Origin of the sequence: Bombella dulcis (assembly GCF_026385505.1) — a bacterium.
Lineage (GTDB): Bacteria > Pseudomonadota > Alphaproteobacteria > Acetobacterales > Acetobacteraceae > Bombella > Bombella dulcis.
The window spans coordinates 34,780-51,206 of record NZ_JANIDV010000001.1 but is presented as its reverse complement, the minus strand read 5'-3'; the positions used below and the strand labels follow the sequence as shown (position 1 = coordinate 51,206).

Below are 16,427 nucleotides of genomic sequence, written 5' to 3'. Positions count from 1 at the left end.
TGCTGGCCCTTTTCAGCGGCAGACGCTGTTGCTGCCATCCTGAGCAATGAATGTACCCGTCAATGGCTGGAAACAGGCGTTCCGTGTACAGCTATTGCCTGTTGCCAGGCTGCTCCCATACACCTGTGCCCCTGTGCTGGCCTGCTCATGCAGGGCAGAACCACAGAGCGGCGTGTCCACCGGTGCAGAAGGCAGATTGGTCTTGGTCTGCTGGGAAGAAGAACCCTCTTCACTGCTGCCGCCTGACGGTGCCCCTGCAAAACTCTGAATTACCGGATGCTCCGCCGCCTCAAATGACGACGATGTCGACGAACTGCTACACCCTGCCAGTACACCCGCCATCAGCATCATCAGACCATAACCCCATATCTCACGACCGTTCATGATGCTCCGCACCATAGCCCTCCTCCATCACCCTGCTATCTCATTTCTGGCCCATAGAACCATAATTGGCCTTACAGCCCAAGCTCCCCCTGTGAGGTCTGCGCCTCCGGAGAGAATACCGTTTTTTCTGATGACAGGTCTTCTCCCGGAGTCCCGGCCTCTTCCGGGTCCAGCCGGGCCTGTCTGGTCCCATCATCAAAAGAAAGCTGCACCCGGCTCCCCCGTGCCAGCCCTCTGGAAGAGGTGACAGCACGGCCTGCTTCATCCTGCACCAGCACATAGCCACGCTTCAGAATGGCCCGGGGAGACACCGCGTCCAGATGACGGGCCACACCCTCCAGTCTTGCCCGCTGAAGGTTCAGCCGGGACTGGACGGAGTCCATACGCAGGGGCGTACGCAGCAGACGCATCTGGCAGCCATTCAGATACCGCTCCCAGCCAGACTGCAACCGCCCCGCCTGCGCCTCCACAAGGCTCCGCCTCTGCCCCAGTACCGTCTCCACCGCTGGCAGATGATAGCCCGACTGCCCCAGACGGGCACGGGCACGCATCACGAAACCCGGCAGGGCCAGTTCCAGCCTCTGGGCACGGTCATCCAGGCGCATCCGGGCCGTATCCAGCAGCCCCGGCAGGTCCGGCATCCGAGCCGCAACGGCCTGAAGCCGCAGACCATTACGCTGCAATATCCCCGCCAGCCCACCGGAAAGACGGGCTGTCCGATGGGCAAGGTCTGCCAGCAGTTCGGAGCGTAACGGCACCGCCATTTCAGCCGCCGCCGTTGGTGTCGGTGCCCGGCGGTCCGCAGCGTAATCGACAAGGGTCGTATCCGTCTCATGCCCCACGGCGGAGATCACCGGCAACGGGCAGGCGGCCACGGCCCGCACCACGGCTTCATCATTGAACGCCATGAGGTCTTCCAGAGACCCACCGCCACGGGCCACGATCAGCACATCCGGCGGGCTGGGCAGACTACTCATGGCCTGCACAGCATGGACGATCTGCCGTGCTGCGCCTTCGCCCTGCACGGCAACGGGCCAGAGCAGAACATTTCGTGGGAAACGGCGGGAAATGGTCGTGCAGATGTCATGCAGCACCGCCCCGGACCGGGACGTCACCACCCCCACACAGCGGGGCAGGAACGGGATGGGTTTCTTGCGCCCCTGATCGAACAGCCCTTCATCCCGCAGACGGATACGCAGGGCCTCGATCCGGGCCAGAAGAGCACCCTCGCCCGCAAATTCCATGCTGTCGATGATGAGCTGGTAATTCGAGCGTTCGCCGTAAGACGAAATCTTCCCGGTGGCGATGACCTCCGTGCCATTCTCCGGCACCATGCCCAGCCGGGAGACATTCCCCCGCCAGATGACGCCGGAAATCTTCCCGCCTTCATCCTTGAGGGAGAGATAGACATGGCCGGAGGCATAACGCTTCATCTCCGTGATCTCGCCACGGACACGCACCCGCCCGAACGTTCCTTCCAGCACACGCTTGATTGCCGAGGAAATGGCACCAACGGAATATTCCGGGATATTGCTGCTCCCCGGCCCCGGACCACTCTGCGCCCCGGCGGGAGAAAGAAGGCTCTCTCGTTCCATCATGCGCTCATTCTATGCTAAATGACGGATAACATGAAAGCGGCTATCTGCGTCACACGAGATATAAAAGGAAACAGGATGCGCGTACTTCTGGTGGGTTCAGGTGGGCGGGAACATGCCCTCGCCACAGCCATTGCCCGATCCCCTCTGCTGGACACACTCTTTGCCGCTCCCGGCAATCCCGGCATGGCGGACTGTGCCCGCTGCGTTTCCATCGCTGCTGACGACATTCCCGGCCTTGTCGCCTTCGCCGAGAAGGAAAAGATTGACCTCGTCGTACCGGGGCCTGAAGTCTCCCTCGTGGCAGGACTGACCGATGCCTGCCAGCAGGCGGGCATTGCATGTGCCGGTCCTTCCCAAGCAGCAGCTGCGCTGGAAGGTAGCAAGGCCTTCACCAAGGAAGTCGCCGATGCTGCCGGTATCCCCACGGCCTGCTGGCAGCGTTTCGATACCGGCAGCACCAAAGAGGCTGCCAAAGCCTATGTGCGTGAACAGGGTGCCCCCATCGTCATCAAGGCGGATGGTCTGGCTGCCGGTAAGGGCGTGGTCGTGGCCCAGAGCGTGGATGAAGCCCTGGAAGCCATTGACCGCCTTGGCCTGCCGCTGGTCATCGAGGAATGCCTTGTCGGGCGGGAAGTCTCCCTCTTCGCCTTCTGTGCCGATGACAAGGCCAGCCTGATCGGGGCCGCCCGGGACCATAAGCGGGTCGGTGATGGTGATACCGGGCCGAACACCGGCGGCATGGGAGCCATCTGCCCGCCACCTGATTTTGACCGTGCTGCACAGGAAGCTGCGCTGGACCTCACCGTCCGCCCAATGCTGGCCGAAATGGTCCGCCGTGGCACGCCCTTCCGTGGCGTGATCTTCGCTGGCCTGATGCTGACGGAAGAAGGCCCGAAACTCATCGAATACAATGTGCGTTTTGGTGACCCGGAAGCACAGGCCCTGCTCATCCGTCTGGAAAGCGACCTGCTCCCGGCCCTCAAGACCCTGGCGGAAGGTACCCTTTCTGAAGACAGCATCCGCTTCTCGGACAAGCCTTCCATCTCTCTGGTGCTGGCCGCCAGGGGATACCCTGATGCACCCGTGAAGGGCGGTGTCATTTCCGGACTGGACCGGACGGAACAGCTTCCCGGCGTGTCCGTCTTCCATGCCGGAACGAAGCTGGATGGTGACAGGCTGCTGGCCAATGGTGGCCGTGTCCTGACCATCTGCGCCACGGGTCCCACGGCCGCCAAGGCACGCTCCCGTGCCTATGAGGCCGCTGCGACCATCCAATGGGATGACAAAATGCTCCGCAGCGATATCGGGCTGTAAGATATCACTGCACGCCACGCATGAAACAGGCCCTGCTCCTTTTCAGGAGCAGGGCCTGTTCTTCATGAAGTCAGTGCCTTCAACGTTCAGTTTTCGACAGAAGAGTCGACAGCTCCCACAGACTGTCCAGCTGATAATTCGGCTTCAGGGCCTTGCAGACTTCAGCCACACCATGCCCGTAACTGGCCCAGCAGACATCCATGCCGAGCGTCTGGGCAAACTGAATATCCGCCGTCGTATCACCAACCATCAGGAACTGTCCGGCTTCCCAGCCCGGCAACAGATGGGACAGACGCTGGGTGAACACTTCCCGTTCCGGCTTGCGGGGCAGCCCCTCTTCCGCGCCGAAAGACGCCTCAAAGAATGTCTCCAGCTGGAAGCGGGCCAGACTGTGCCGCAGGGTCGGGCCATGCTTGTTGCTCAGGGCGATCATCCTGTAGCCCCTTTCCTGCAGAATATGCAGGACCTCATGGGCACCGTCATAGAGGTAGGTTTCTTCCTCATCAGCCTGTGCGTAACGCTGGCGGTAAGCCGCAACATAACGCTGGGCTTCCTCTAGGGAGGCTCCCTCATCCACGATGCTCTGGTAAAACCCCTGTAGCGCATCGCCCTTGCCCAGCCGCTCTACCAGATAGGAACGGGGCGGCGGCGTACGGCCGATGTCCCTGAAAGCTTCCTCCAGGCTCCGCAGGATGGCCGGGCGGGTTTCAGCCAGAGTGCCATCATAATCCAGCAGAATGATGGGGTAGCGTAACATGGGTGTTCCTTACTCTCTGTTCTGGCCTGACGGGGCCATGAGCCGCTCAAGACCGGCCGTCAGGCTGGCGGCATCATCTGTCACGGGCAGCATACCAGCATAATGTCCCTCCGGTGTCATCACCACGAAGGACGGGGCAGGCCTGTAATAACTCTGCCCCGCTTCCAGCTCATACGGTGCGTGGAAAAGCCCTGTCATGGCCTGTGTCATGTTCGGGGTCGCAAAGACGGGAAAAATATGCGGGGCAACGCCCATCACATAATCTTTCAGCGTATCGGGGTCCTCGGCCTTTGCATCCAGAGAGACGACCAGCGGCAGGGTATGGCGTCCCTTCTGCTTCATCGTCACGAGTGTCTGGTCCAGTGCCCTGAGCGGAGGCTGGCAACGTTCAGACGGGCAGCGTGGGTCCACGAACCAGACGACCGCCCATGATCCCCGGAAATCACCTTCCGTCACCATGCCCCCGCCAAGGGAAAAGACACGGAAAGACCCGCCCACGACATTGCCCTGCGTGTGGACCCGTGCCCCTTCACCCGCACCCGTGGAGAGCCAGTACCCCCCATAACCCAGCAGTACCGCCAGCAGAAACAGGCCCAGAACACTCCACCAGGCACGGCGGACCTTCGTTCTGGGGTCCAGCCCCGTCTTTTCCTCATCCTGCTGAAGAGTCATGCTCTGTCTCCTTCGTGCTGTCTCACTTCGTCAATGCGCTTCGGCCCAATTCTGACCAAGCCCCGTCTCCACGGACAGGGCAACATCCAGCTCTGCCACGGATTCCATGACCTCTTTCACAAGGGCTGCCGTCTCCCCGGCCTCTTCTTCCGGGACTTCAAAAAGCAGTTCGTCATGCACCTGAAGCAGCATCCGGGCTTTCAGCCCCGTCCCGGCCAGACGGCCTGACAGGCGGATCATGGCTTTCTTGATGATGTCCGCCGCTCCCCCCTGCAAGGGCGCATTGATGGCCTGACGCTCGGCATAGGACCGCTGTGCGGCCTGCTTGGCCGTAATTCCCGGCACATAACAGCGACGGCCGAAGGGGGTCAGCACATAGCCCTTTTCCCGGGCTTCTTCCTTCATCTTTTCCATGTAATCCCGGATGCCGGGATAGCGTTCAAAATAGGCTTCGATGTACCGCTTGGCCTCACCCTGCGGCACCTGAAGCTGACGGGCCAGACCAAAGGCCGAAATGCCGTAAATGATGCCAAAATTGATGGCCTTGGCCCGCCGTCTCGTCAGCGGGTCCATCTCTTCCAGAGGAATGCCGAACACTTCGGAGGCCGTGCGGGCATGAATGTCCTGCCCATGACGGAAGGCATCCAGAAGCGGTTCAATCTGTGCTACATGGGCCAGAAGACGCAGCTCGATCTGGCTGTAATCGGCAGACAGCAGCTTGTGCCCCGGTGCCGCCACAAAGGCCTGACGGATGCGTGCCCCTTCCTCCGTGCGGATGGGGATGTTCTGAAGGTTCGGCTCGTTGGAGGAGAGACGCCCCGTAGTCGTGGTCGTCATCTGGAAAGTCGTATGCACACGCTGGGTTTTCGGGTCCATCAGCTTGAGCAGCGCATCTGCATAAGTGGATTTCAGCTTGGCCAGACGCCGCCAGTTCAGGATGGCTGTGGGCAGGTCGTGCCCCTGCTCGGCCAGCTCCTCCAGAACACGGGAATCCGTCCCCCATGCGCCTGTCTTGGTCCGTTTGCCACCGGATATGCCCATTTCATCAAACAGGATTTCCCCCAGCTGCTTGGGCGAACCGATATTGAAGGGCCGCCCGGCCCGGTCGTAAATCCCCTGCTCCATCTCCGCCATGCGACTGGCGAAATCCTCCGACAGGCGGCGCAGCTCATCGGCATCCACCCGAATGCCCGCCTCCTCCATCCGCTCCAGAACAGTGATGAGCGGGCGTTCCATTTCCTCATACAGAGCCGTGGCCTTCTGGCGGGGTAGTGTTACCCGCAGCACCTCCCAGAGGCGCAATGTCACGTCGGCATCTTCTGCCGCATAGGCCGTAGCTTTATCCAGCGGCACCTGCGTGAACGGGATGCGGTTACGCCCTGTCCCCGTCACCTCGTCATAAGGGATGGGCGTATGGCCCAGATGCAGACGGGAGAGTTCATCCATGCCCTGCCCGTGCGCCCCGGCAGACTGGGCGTAGGAAAGCAGCATCGTGTCATCCAGCGGTGCAATGACATCCAGCCCGGCCTGCCGCAGAATGGTGAGATCATATTTCGCATTCTGGAAAATCTTCAGCACCGCATCATCGGCCATCAGCGGGGCAAGCTGCTCCAGCGTTTCCTTCACGTCCAGCTGTTCACCCACGGGAGCTTCCAGCGTGCCTTCATGACGGAACGGCACATAACAGGCCTTACCTGGTGCCACGGCCAGAGACAAGCCGACAATTTCCGCCGTACGGGCATTCAGGCCGGTTGTTTCCGTATCCACGGCCACACGCCCTGCGGCCTGGGCCGCCTCAATCCACCGGGCCAGCGTCTCCCTGTCCGTGACGGTCTCATAGGGGCCAAAAGGAGCATCACTGCGGGGAATGTCTCCAGCCTCCTGCGCCTCTGCTGAAGCAGAGGCCGGACTGGCATCAGGCCTGCGCTGTGCCGGATGACGAGCCTTGCCGCCAAAGCCCATGCGCTGGAGAATGGATGAAAACCCCATACTCTCCAGCCAGCTCCGCAGTGTTTCGGCATCGGGTTCACCACGGGGACGCAGTTCATCCACGGGAACAGGCACCGCCACGTCATCCGCCAGCAGCACCAGCTGACGGGAAATGCGTGCTCCCTCGGCATGATCGATCAGGTTCTGCCGCCTCTTGGAGGGCTTCATGCCGGGAGCTGCTGCCAGAACGGCATCCAGCGATCCATATTCGTTGATGAGCTGTGCTGCCCCTTTGGGACCGATCCCCGGTACGCCCGGTACGTTGTCGGTGGAATCCCCCATGAGGGCCTGCACGTCCACCACCTTGTCGGGCGTCACGCCAAACTTGGCTTCCACCTCGGCCAGACCGATGGGCTTCTGCTTCATCGGGTCCTTCAGGGAGACGCCGGGACGGATAAGCTGCATCAGGTCCTTATCTGACGAAATGATGGTGCAGCTGCCGCCCTGCTCCACGACCAGACGGGCATAGGTTGCCAGCAGGTCATCCGCCTCCCAGCCCGGCAGCTCGATGGCCGGAATCCCGAACTGGTCCGTCGCCTGACGGATGAGGTCGAACTGGGGGCGCAGGTCTTCCGGCGGTTCGGGACGATGGGCTTTATAATCGGGATAAATGTCGTTACGGAACGTCCTGCGGCCTGCATCGAAGATCACGGCCATCGGCTGGCCTTCATGTTCCCTCATGAGCTGCATGAGCATGTTGGTGAAGCCGTAAACGGCATTGACGGGTACACCCTCCGGATTACTCATGTGGCGAATGGCAAAGAAGGCACGGAAAATGAACCCCGAACCATCCACCAGAACCAGATGTGTATTTTCTGACGTCACGCCGTCTTTCTCCCCTGCCCGTGCAGACAGACCAGTCTTGCAGATGCTTTCTTCTCTAGCCGATTTCCGGCGTTTTAAAAACGGCCCCCTGTCCGTCATGGCCGTATTTCTGCTCATGGCCCTGCTCGGCGGGTGCCAGACTCTGCCTGCGCCACAAAGTCTGCCCCACCGCCCTGCTGAAGCCGCCTTCATCCCGGCCAGCACGCAGATTGCTCTCTCCGATGGCCGTCGGGCACCGGTACGACTTTACCCGGCACAGGGTACTCCACACGGGATCATTCTGACCTTTCATGGCTTTGGGGACAGCCGGGATGCGTGGGAAGTCATGGCACCAGCCCTGAACAGGGCGGGTTTTCTCATCGTGGCACCGGATGTGCGGGGATTTGGGGAATTCCCGACCAGGGGAGGCTGGAGCACGACAGACCGCATGATTGCCGATGCCGTGGAAGAAACCCGCTGGTGCCAGCAGCACTGGCCGGACCTGCCCCTCTATCTGATGGGGGAAAGCATGGGGGGTACCATTGCCCTTCTGGCCAGCACGACATTGCCCGCCCCCCACCCTGACGGGCTGATCCTTCTGGCCCCGGCCATCATGACGATTGGCGAGCCGTGGCAGACCCTTCTGGAAGGCTGGAACCTCATTACCCCACAGGCACGGCTGACGGGTGCGCATATGCCGGGGCATCATGTCGCCACGGGCAATCTCAAAGCCCTCCGCCGCATGTTTTTTGACCCCCTGACCCGCCACGGCACAAATGTTCATGCCCTGCGGGGGCTGACCCATCTGATGAGCCGTGCGCTGGAGCAGGTGCCCTCCGTGCGGACACCGACCCTGCTCATCTGGGGTGACCGGGACCAGTTTGTTCCTGCCTCGGCCACACGTCGCCTCATCCGGCAGGCTCCGCCATCCCTCTTCCGTCTGGATGAGCTGCCCCGTGGCTATCACCTCATCACCCGTGAACCACATGACCGGCCTGCCAGGGACATCATCTCATGGATTGAACAGCCCGGACGTTTCCTGCCCTCTGGCGGGGACAGTGCCGCCACCATGTGGCTATGGCTGGAGCAGACACGCTGAACGGAATGGAAAAAAGAGTGCATCAAGGGCTAGGCAAGCACGCTCCTTGCCGTTAAAAGTACCGTCAACGGGGACCCGTAGCTCAGCTGGATAGAGCGTTGCCCTCCGAAGGCAAAGGCCGCGCGTTCGAATCGCGCCGGGTCCACCATGAATCTTTCCAGTTCAACTTTGCTGTGACGTTTTTAAGATCCCGATGACTTGTAAAACGCCACCTACATCTATCATCCTAAAAAAAACTATTAAAGGCTGCCGCTTTCGTGGCCAGTGTTCCGCTAAGATCCGTCTCAGCCTGAATAGCCAGAGACTTACAAAGGCTCTTTCCGAATATACTTAATATCTTTAAAAAATCTTGCTGCTCTGCCTCAATGAGAGTTCAAAAATGAAATTGCCATTCACAGCAGAATTGGATGACTTTCCATCCATCATAAATTGTCAGATGAGACACAAAGAACATTGATTACGGTGTCGGCGTAAATTAAACACCAATATGAAGAAATTACAGCTACATTCTCCTGAAATCAGGAACATCAATAGTCAGAACAAGACCCTCACTATCTTTCGATAATATATCTTCATTCTGTTTTATCGATAAAACAAGTATCTGCAATGCTGACCGTGCAATACGGAGTGCCTGAAGGACCTCGTCCTGAAATTGTACAAATTCGTATCTTTCTATCTCTTCAAAAGAATTCCCTTCTTCATGAAGCAAATAATCATGCAATATTACGAAACGATGCGTTGAAGAATTCCGTATGTTTTTGTGAGAATTGAAAATGCCATTGTCAGAATTATAATCTCCAGACAATTCAACCAGACCATAGAGCGCTTGGACACCAGAATTAATTATGTCTACAACTTTATCTTTTAACGGACGTTCACCATTTACACTCTTAGAAACACGCCACAAATTACTAAAATTTACACCTTTCATATTCTCCCCAAGTTCAAAATATCTGTTGATGAATACAGAAATCTTATCCAGGAGATCCAATACTGAGCGATGAGCCAGAATAAGAGCTGACATATCTGCTCCGTACAAAGCACCATCAAATGTACTGGCAAACCCTTCTATGTCTGCCCAACGATCTCCATCTAAAGCCCGCCACGTCAGATCGCGAGCCAGAATGTAATCGCTTTTCAACATATTAAACATGGGAAATATAATTGGCTGACCTTCACTTATTAAACCTCTGATGTCGGGTAAACACAACCAATCCAAAGTTTCTGAGGTAAGATTCATAGCCTCCAAAGTCGGCGCAAGAGCAAGACGTTCATCTTTAACCCACTGCACATAGGAACTCTCAGATGAAGGCTGAGCCAAAGGCTCATCCCATAGGTTCGCAAAATTCAGAATATCGTCAGCTTCTTTTTGACTGGTATATTCAGTCAATTTTCCCTTATTCAGCCTTACAAGCCTGTTCAGTCTTTTTATCTGTTCAAGTGTTGCATCAGAACCCATTCCCTGGCGATACAGACGAAACAAATTCCGAGCCGCACAAGAGGCGGCAACCCCATTTTCCAAGTCTGCTTTCAGGGCAAAAAACCATGCATCCTGTGCATCTCCATATCGGAAACTGGCTGAAAATTGATTTCCAAGATTTGTTAAAGCGATTGACCTTTCTGTATTATCAAATTTTTTACCATCTGCTGCCTTCCAGAAATATTGACGTATCTTGTTACGATCATGCCGTGTTCTTTCCTGATGATCCAGCCAATCCACGTCATGTGGTGGTGTACCAATCATGGCACTCATGCCGTTTGCTAAATTATAAGCTATTCCGGGACTGGGATATTGTTCATAACACCACTGGAATATTCTTAAACCTTCCTCAATGGCATTCTTATCCTGTATGAGACTCCCAGCATTAACCAAAGTACATGCCTTCATCTGATTTAGATTAAAATACTTCACAGAATATTTATCTGTTAATTTTCTCGCTTCCTTAATCGCCTCTTCAGGATTTCTATTCGATAAGTCTTGTAAACGAGATTCAGTCTCATGAAGTTCTGCTATCTGTCTCTTTGCCTCTTTTTTTGTTATGTTTGTATCCATTACTTTTTCCTTAAAAAACATAAAACTGTGATGGAGGGAAAAACTCCCCCTCCCTCACAACTCCATTTTTGATAACGTGTCCAGTATCTCTCTTGTTTTTGACGAGATCATCATCTTCCATTTTCACATACGAAATGCAAGAAAGCTCTTCTGAAAGACTGATGACATAGCAACTGCAATAGTCCAGACCATTTTCTGCAAAAGCACTATAAATTCCTGTACTCAGAAACACCCTTCTCTCTTTCCACCACCTCCCAGGAGGCCACACTATCATGCTCTCCACCTCATGGATTTTCTGGGCGTTGCTTTCAGCCGGATTTGCGGCACTGACGGCCCTCTGTGCCAAGGTTGGTGTCAGCACCATTGATTCCGACCTTGCCACTTTCATCCGGACGATGGTCATTCTTGGCGTGCTGGGCACGATCCTGCTGGCAACGGGCAAGTTCCAGGCCACTGAAGGCTTCAGCCCGCGGGCCTGCCTGTTCCTGCTGCTGTCCGGTCTGGCAACGGGGGCTTCGTGGCTGTGCTATTTCCGTGCCCTGAAACTGGGAGATGCCGCCCGTGTGGCTCCACTGGACAAGCTGAGCGTCGTCTTCGTCGCCATTCTCGGCGTCACGATACTGGGGGAGCAGCTTTCCATCAAAGGCTGGCTGGGCATCATGTTCATCGGGCTGGGTGCCATTCTGGTCTCCCTCGGCTGAAACAGGGCACCCATAAAAAAAAGAGGGAACCTGACTGGCAGGTCCCCTCCTTCCGGAACACTCTCTTTCAGAGAGGGCACTCATCCCCCTCCCGTCGAGATCATTCGCCTTCCTTCTCAGCGGGTTCTTCTGTCGCTGCCGGTTCCTCCGTTGTGGTCACGGGGGCCAGACGGCTGGCAAAGTTGCAGGCCATCAGATAGCAGACAACAGCCGTACCCAGAGAGGCAAAGGCCGTCTCACGCTCACCCGGATTGATCAGCATGGCCACGAAAACCAGAATGATCGTGCCCAGACAGATGAGGCTCACATAGGGGAAGAGCGGCAGGGTGAAGTGCTTGCTCGTACCAGCCCGCTTGCTCCGACGCCGCAGCACGATATAGGAGGTGGAGATCAGGGCATAAGTCAGCAGGATCAAACCACCACTACAGTTCAGCAGGAAGCCGAAAATCTGGCTCGGGGCGAAGATGGAGGAGAACGCCACCAGCAGGCCGGCCACGGAGCTGATCGTGATGGCCATGCGGGGTGCCTTGTCCGGGGACGTACGCACGAGGAAGGCAGGCGCATCACCCTGAATGGCCAGCTCCGTCAGGATACGGGACGTGATGTACATGCTGGAATTCAGGCAGGACAGCACGGCACTGAGAATGGCGATCTGCATGATCAGCGCAGCACCCGGAACACCCATGATCTTGAGCACGGCCACGAAGGGAGACTTGCCCGGATACAGGGTCCACCACGGCACGATCATCGTGATCAGGCAGATGGAGGAGACGTAGAACATCATGATGCGCAGGCCAAGCGTCCGTGTCACGCGGGACACATTCTCACCCGGGTCAGCCGTTTCAGAAGCTGCTACGGTGGAAATCTCGGAGCCCATCATGGTGAAAAGCACGGTCGGCACCAGAGCCAGCAGCGGTACGACACCATTCGGCAACAGGCCACGCTGACCAAACAGGTTATGGTGGACAGGCACACCCGGACCGAACACATGCAGGACAAACAGCAGTGACAGCAGGATGAAGGCCACAATGGTGAAGACCTTGATGCTGGAAAGCCAGAACTCACACTCACCGAAAATCTTCGGAGCGAAGAAGTTGACGAGCTTCATGCAGATGATGAGCACGACGGCCAGCAGCCACACGGGCAGATTGATCCAGTCCCGCAGCATCATCGCACCGGCGATGGCCTCGGAGCCGATCACGACCACCCAGAAGAACCAGTACAGCCAGCCGGAGGCGAAGCCGATCCGGTCCCCGTGGGCAAGGCGGATATACTCCACGAAGGAGCCACGCCCCGGATCACTGACAACAATCTCGCCAAGCATCCGCATGATCCCCATGATCAGGAATCCAACGGCCACGAAAACGAACGCAATACCCGGCCCGGCCTTGGCGATGGCAGCACTGCTGCCAACAAACAGTCCAGCGCCGATCACGCCACCAAGGGCGATCATCGCAATATGACGACTCGATAGTCCCGTATCCTGGGACTGAGCCTGATCAGTGGTGGGTTCCGTCATGAAAAGGTCCTTATGAATTTTTCGCTATGCAGCCCGCCCATCATGAAACATGAACGTTCTGCTAAGTCATTCCCATCTTGTAACATCTACTGACAAAATGGAAGTCAGAACAGAATAAAAGCCTCTCCAGCCTCTCAGAAGTGGCGGTAGAAATACAGCTCCAGCACTCCTGCCGTCCTGTGCACCGGCGGGACGGCCATACCGGCCGGAACACCGGCCTTCGCCATCGCCTTTCCCGCAGGCCCGGCAAAGGCGGCACCGCCGGTAATCGCACCCGACGTGTTGCCATCAAACGTATATTCTGCGGAGAAATCAAGCTCATCCGACATATGGCTCCCGACATTACTCGGCAGCCCGGAGCCTGTGGGATAGAGAAAAGAAAGGTCGTAGAAATGCAGACCCAGCTTCAGCTCATCCTCCTTCCGCAGCAGATGGACAGGAGGCACGCCCGTCAGGTCCACCTGATGCACCTCCATGTTGGAGAGTGGAGAGAGATACATGCCCGTAATCTCTCCCGGCCAGAACCCACCATATGTATAACGGCGGCCATCGTACAGAAAGTACGTATCGTAATTATGCTTTGTCCGGCTCTGCGGGTTCTTCCCCCCGCTGAAGCGAGTATAGCGGTAGAAGACATGAGGCTTCCACGGCAGGGTGGTGAATGTGTAACCCGGCTCTATATAGGTCGCATAGGCACTGACCCCTTTGTACCCATTTCCAGCATGACTGTTCTGCTCAGAAACGAACGTGCCATAGAGGGTGAAATTCTTCGAAATTCCTAAGGCCTTGATCGGCACAAACGTACCGCCCCAGCCCAGCTGGGTCACGTTCATGCCCTGCCGGTCCCCACGATTGGCGTAATCAAAGGCGGCACCGATATTGGCCTTGCGTACGTGAAAGTAAGCCAGGGTCAGATAGGCTGCCCGGTCCTCATAGGAAGACCCGCCATCCCCACCCGGCTTGCTGCGGAACCATGTGATGTCGAAGCCCTCAAACTTCGTCTCGGGGCGGTCATTGTTCCGGGTCTGCTTGTTGTTGGTGTTGTTCTCCAGCATGAAGACATCGGCCCGAAGCTTCTTCCCCTGATACTTGATGACACCCGGCCCTGAAAAGGCAAAACGGGGAGCATACCACCAGGCTCCACGATCACCGGAACTATAGGCCCCTTTCCCCATGAGGAAGCCATCATCAATCTGGAACTTCTGCCGTCCCCCCTCGATAATCAGCTTCCGTTCCTTGCTGAAGGGCAGGTCTATGCCGAGATTGGCCTCTTCCAGCGTGACCGCACGGGGGGTCCGGGTCGTCTGGGAAATGCTCTCGGCATCACCGTCACCCAGCGTCGTGGACCCGACAGCCGAAGCCTGCCCGAACACGCTGAATCCCCACGGGGTCTTCCACTGTCCGGCCAGAATGGGCTTGCCATACAGCTCCGCATAGGTCGTGTCCTTGATGAGGGCATAGCCCCCCGTACGCCGCTCCCGGTAGGAGCCTGTCCCGAAGTTAGTATTCGGCAGAAAAAAAGCGTCTCCCCCAATATCCAGAGATGCCTTAATCGAAACATTTTTGGTCGCCACAAGTGTCTGGTCAGCATAGGCATCAGAAACCACATAGATGTGGCCAAAAGCGGCCAACGAAACAAGAAGTCTCCGCAGTTTTGATGACATATGAAAAACCTTTTGGGGATATTCTTCATCATTTTATTACAGAAGAACACACTCCTGTCCATATCTTGACTTTTACAGTCATCATTTTTATCTATGAATTAGCAGCCGCATATAAGTTATTCTTTGTTCTCATTACCCGGAAACTGTCACCCGAAATCCGGCCCGGACTGGCGGTTTATGACCCTTTCTGGCGCATGAACCCTTCTGTCCGGCTGCCTCCGAACCGGCGGGCATGAGAGTATGAAAAAAATTTCAAAAATGTTTGTAAAAATACAGTTCCAGCACCCCGGATGCGCCATGCACGGGCGGCATGTCCTGCCCGTCCGGCACGCCAGCCTTCGCCAAAGCCCGCCCCGCCGGACCGGAAAAAGCCACCCCGGCAGCAATCGCCCCGGACGTATTGGCATCCAGTGCATATTCTGCCGAAACATTGACCTCGTCAGACATATGACGCTTCGTCCCGACGGGCAGCCCTGCCCCCGTAGGATAGAGATAGGCAAGATCATAGAAATGCAGGCCTAATTTCAGCTCATCATCCTTCTTCAGGAGATGGACGGGGGGGACGCCGGTGATGTCGAACTGATGAACCTCCATGTTGGAAAGAGGTGACATGTTGTTGCCCACGATCTCACCCGGCCAGTAACCGCCATATGTATACCGGGCACCGTCATAGAGGAAGAACGTATCGTAATTATGTTTCGTCCGGCTATGCGGGTCCCGCCCTCCGCTGAAACGGGTATAGCGATAGAAAACATGAGGCCGCCACGGCAGACGGGCGAACGTGTACCCTGGCTCCACATACACGGCATAGGCACTGACACCCTTATAGCCATTGCCTGCATGACTGTTCTGCTCGGACACGAAATTGCCGTAGAACGTGATGTTCTTCGTGAAAGGATGGCTCTTCATGACAAAAGGTGAGCCGCCCCAGCTCAGGGCCGTCACGCTCATGCCCTGCCTGTCCGCCCTGTTCGAGTAGTCGTAGGCCGCCCCTTTGTCAGCATGACGGACATAAAAATAGGTCAGCGTGACATAAGCCGCCCTGTCCCCATAGATACTGCCGCCATCCCCACCCGGTTTGCTTCGGAACAGGGTCACATCAAACCCGACAAACTTCGTTTCAGGCTTGTCATTGCCATAGGTCTGGCGGTTGTTGCTGTTATTCTCCAGCATGAAGATGTCAGAGCGGATGGACTTCCCCTCATATTTGAGGACACCCGGCCCGGAAAACGCAAAACGGGGCGCATACCACCATGCGCCACGCTCGCCGGAGCTGTAGGCTCCCTTCCCCATGAGAAAACCATCATCAATCTGGAACTTCTGGCGTCCGCCCTGAATGATGAGGCGCTTTTTCTCAGCAAGAGGAATCTTCACGCCCAGAGTGGCGTCCTCAAGATTCACCTGCCGGGGCGTACCGGAGGTCTGGCTCACGCTTTCGGCGTCACCATCCCCCAAAGTCGTGGAGCCAATGGCGGACACCAGCCCGAAAACCGAAAAGCCCCACGGGGTCTTCCATGTTCCGGAAAGCATGGGCTGGCCATACAGTTCACCCAGAGCAACGTTTCTGGTGCGTGTGTAGTAACCTGATTTATGCGGCTCATAAGAACCGGTTCCAAAATTGGCATTCGGAAAATAAAACGCATCACCCCCGATATCGAGAGCGGCATTCAGGGTAATAGCCTTGCTGGAAAACAGGGACACATCCGCACGGGCTTCGGACACGGCAAAAACACCGGCTGACACTGCTGCCGCACAAAGCAGTTTCTGCACCCTCACCGCCATGACCGTCCTTTTTCCAGGCTGTTCTGGCGATTTATTACCTCATGTCCGGGGCATAATCCAGAGAATGTTACGATCTCGGAAAAACATCATC

12 protein-coding genes and 1 tRNA gene are annotated in these 16,427 nt (G+C 56.8%); 4 read left to right on the top strand and 9 right to left on the bottom strand.

Annotated elements, in window-relative coordinates; all coding sequences use genetic code 11:
* Positions 1 to 12: 12 nt before the first annotated feature.
* Positions 13 to 399 carry a hypothetical protein gene (locus NQF87_RS00260; RefSeq protein WP_266126438.1) on the bottom strand — a complete coding sequence of 129 codons (387 nt, stop codon included), beginning with the start codon at positions 397 to 399 and terminating at the stop codon, positions 13 to 15.
* A gap of 56 nt (positions 400 to 455) precedes the next feature.
* The gene (gene xseA, locus NQF87_RS00255; RefSeq protein WP_266126437.1) at positions 456 to 1,982 is read right to left on the bottom strand and encodes an exodeoxyribonuclease VII large subunit; all 1,527 of its coding nucleotides are present in this window, start codon (positions 1,980 to 1,982) and stop codon (positions 456 to 458) included.
* A 75-nt stretch (positions 1,983 to 2,057) separates the two neighbouring features.
* Here xseA and purD point away from each other — a divergent pair, with 75 nt between their 5' ends.
* Positions 2,058 to 3,296, top strand: coding sequence for a phosphoribosylamine--glycine ligase (gene purD / locus NQF87_RS00250; RefSeq protein ID WP_266126436.1), 1,239 nt, complete (start codon positions 2,058 to 2,060; stop codon positions 3,294 to 3,296).
* Positions 3,297 to 3,375: 79 nt separating this feature from the next.
* On the opposite strand, the gene NQF87_RS00245 is transcribed toward purD, so the two are convergent.
* Genes NQF87_RS00245 through polA form a run of 3 tightly spaced genes read right to left on the bottom strand, consistent with a single transcriptional unit; the run spans position 3,376 to position 7,539 of the window.
* Positions 3,376 to 4,053, bottom strand: coding sequence for an HAD family hydrolase (locus NQF87_RS00245; RefSeq protein WP_266126435.1), 678 nt, complete (start codon positions 4,051 to 4,053; stop codon positions 3,376 to 3,378).
* Positions 4,054 to 4,062: 9 nt separating this feature from the next.
* Entirely contained in the window at positions 4,063 to 4,725 is a 663-nt protein-coding gene (locus NQF87_RS00240) for an SCO family protein (RefSeq protein ID WP_266126434.1), read from the bottom strand.
* Between the two features lie 30 nt (positions 4,726 to 4,755).
* Complete coding sequence (polA, locus tag NQF87_RS00235) at positions 4,756 to 7,539, bottom strand: DNA polymerase I (RefSeq protein WP_266126433.1); 2,784 nt, start codon at positions 7,537 to 7,539, stop codon at positions 4,756 to 4,758.
* Between the two features lie 97 nt (positions 7,540 to 7,636).
* Between polA and NQF87_RS00230 the strand changes: the two genes are divergently transcribed.
* Together NQF87_RS00230 and NQF87_RS00225 are read left to right on the top strand one after the other, a co-directional pair.
* Positions 7,637 to 8,617: an alpha/beta fold hydrolase gene (locus tag NQF87_RS00230; protein ID WP_266126432.1), complete on the top strand. Its 981-nt coding sequence runs from the start codon at positions 7,637 to 7,639 to the stop codon at positions 8,615 to 8,617.
* Between the two features lie 71 nt (positions 8,618 to 8,688).
* A tRNA-Arg gene (locus NQF87_RS00225) sits at positions 8,689 to 8,765 on the top strand.
* 354 nt (positions 8,766 to 9,119) lie between these two features.
* On the opposite strand, the gene NQF87_RS00220 is transcribed toward NQF87_RS00225, so the two are convergent.
* On the bottom strand, positions 9,120 to 10,670 hold the full coding sequence (locus tag NQF87_RS00220; RefSeq protein WP_266126431.1) for an LA2681 family HEPN domain-containing protein: 1,551 nt from the start codon (positions 10,668 to 10,670) through the stop codon (positions 9,120 to 9,122).
* 272 nt (positions 10,671 to 10,942) lie between these two features.
* Here NQF87_RS00220 and NQF87_RS00215 point away from each other — a divergent pair, with 272 nt between their 5' ends.
* Entirely contained in the window at positions 10,943 to 11,371 is a 429-nt protein-coding gene (locus NQF87_RS00215; protein ID WP_266126430.1) for an EamA family transporter, read from the top strand.
* Between the two features lie 100 nt (positions 11,372 to 11,471).
* Here the strand turns inward: NQF87_RS00215 and NQF87_RS00210 are convergent, their stop codons facing one another.
* The 3 genes from NQF87_RS00210 to NQF87_RS00200 form a co-directional block, all read right to left on the bottom strand.
* Positions 11,472 to 12,890: an amino acid permease gene (locus NQF87_RS00210; protein ID WP_266126429.1), complete on the bottom strand. Its 1,419-nt coding sequence runs from the start codon at positions 12,888 to 12,890 to the stop codon at positions 11,472 to 11,474.
* A 134-nt stretch (positions 12,891 to 13,024) separates the two neighbouring features.
* The gene (locus NQF87_RS00205; protein ID WP_266126428.1) at positions 13,025 to 14,554 is read right to left on the bottom strand and encodes an alginate export family protein; all 1,530 of its coding nucleotides are present in this window, start codon (positions 14,552 to 14,554) and stop codon (positions 13,025 to 13,027) included.
* A 252-nt stretch (positions 14,555 to 14,806) separates the two neighbouring features.
* On the bottom strand, positions 14,807 to 16,336 hold the full coding sequence (locus NQF87_RS00200) for an alginate export family protein (protein WP_266126427.1): 1,530 nt from the start codon (positions 16,334 to 16,336) through the stop codon (positions 14,807 to 14,809).
* Between the last annotated feature and the right edge of the window lie 91 nt (positions 16,337 to 16,427).

Coding starts and splice junctions, on each gene's coding strand:
- NQF87_RS00205 (WP_266126428.1), bottom strand. CDS start 14,554: ATGTCATCAAAACTGCGGAGACTTCTTGTTTCGTTGGCCGCTTTTGGC.
- NQF87_RS00200 (WP_266126427.1), bottom strand. CDS start 16,336: ATGGCGGTGAGGGTGCAGAAACTGCTTTGTGCGGCAGCAGTGTCAGCC.
- NQF87_RS00215 (WP_266126430.1), top strand. CDS start 10,943: ATGCTCTCCACCTCATGGATTTTCTGGGCGTTGCTTTCAGCCGGATTT.
- NQF87_RS00220 (WP_266126431.1), bottom strand. CDS start 10,670: ATGGATACAAACATAACAAAAAAAGAGGCAAAGAGACAGATAGCAGAA.
- NQF87_RS00245 (WP_266126435.1), bottom strand. CDS start 4,053: ATGTTACGCTACCCCATCATTCTGCTGGATTATGATGGCACTCTGGCT.
- purD (WP_266126436.1), top strand. CDS start 2,058: ATGCGCGTACTTCTGGTGGGTTCAGGTGGGCGGGAACATGCCCTCGCC.
- NQF87_RS00210 (WP_266126429.1), bottom strand. CDS start 12,890: ATGACGGAACCCACCACTGATCAGGCTCAGTCCCAGGATACGGGACTA.
- xseA (WP_266126437.1), bottom strand. CDS start 1,982: ATGATGGAACGAGAGAGCCTTCTTTCTCCCGCCGGGGCGCAGAGTGGT.
- NQF87_RS00260 (WP_266126438.1), bottom strand. CDS start 399: ATGGTGCGGAGCATCATGAACGGTCGTGAGATATGGGGTTATGGTCTG.
- NQF87_RS00240 (WP_266126434.1), bottom strand. CDS start 4,725: ATGACTCTTCAGCAGGATGAGGAAAAGACGGGGCTGGACCCCAGAACG.
- NQF87_RS00230 (WP_266126432.1), top strand. CDS start 7,637: ATGGCCGTATTTCTGCTCATGGCCCTGCTCGGCGGGTGCCAGACTCTG.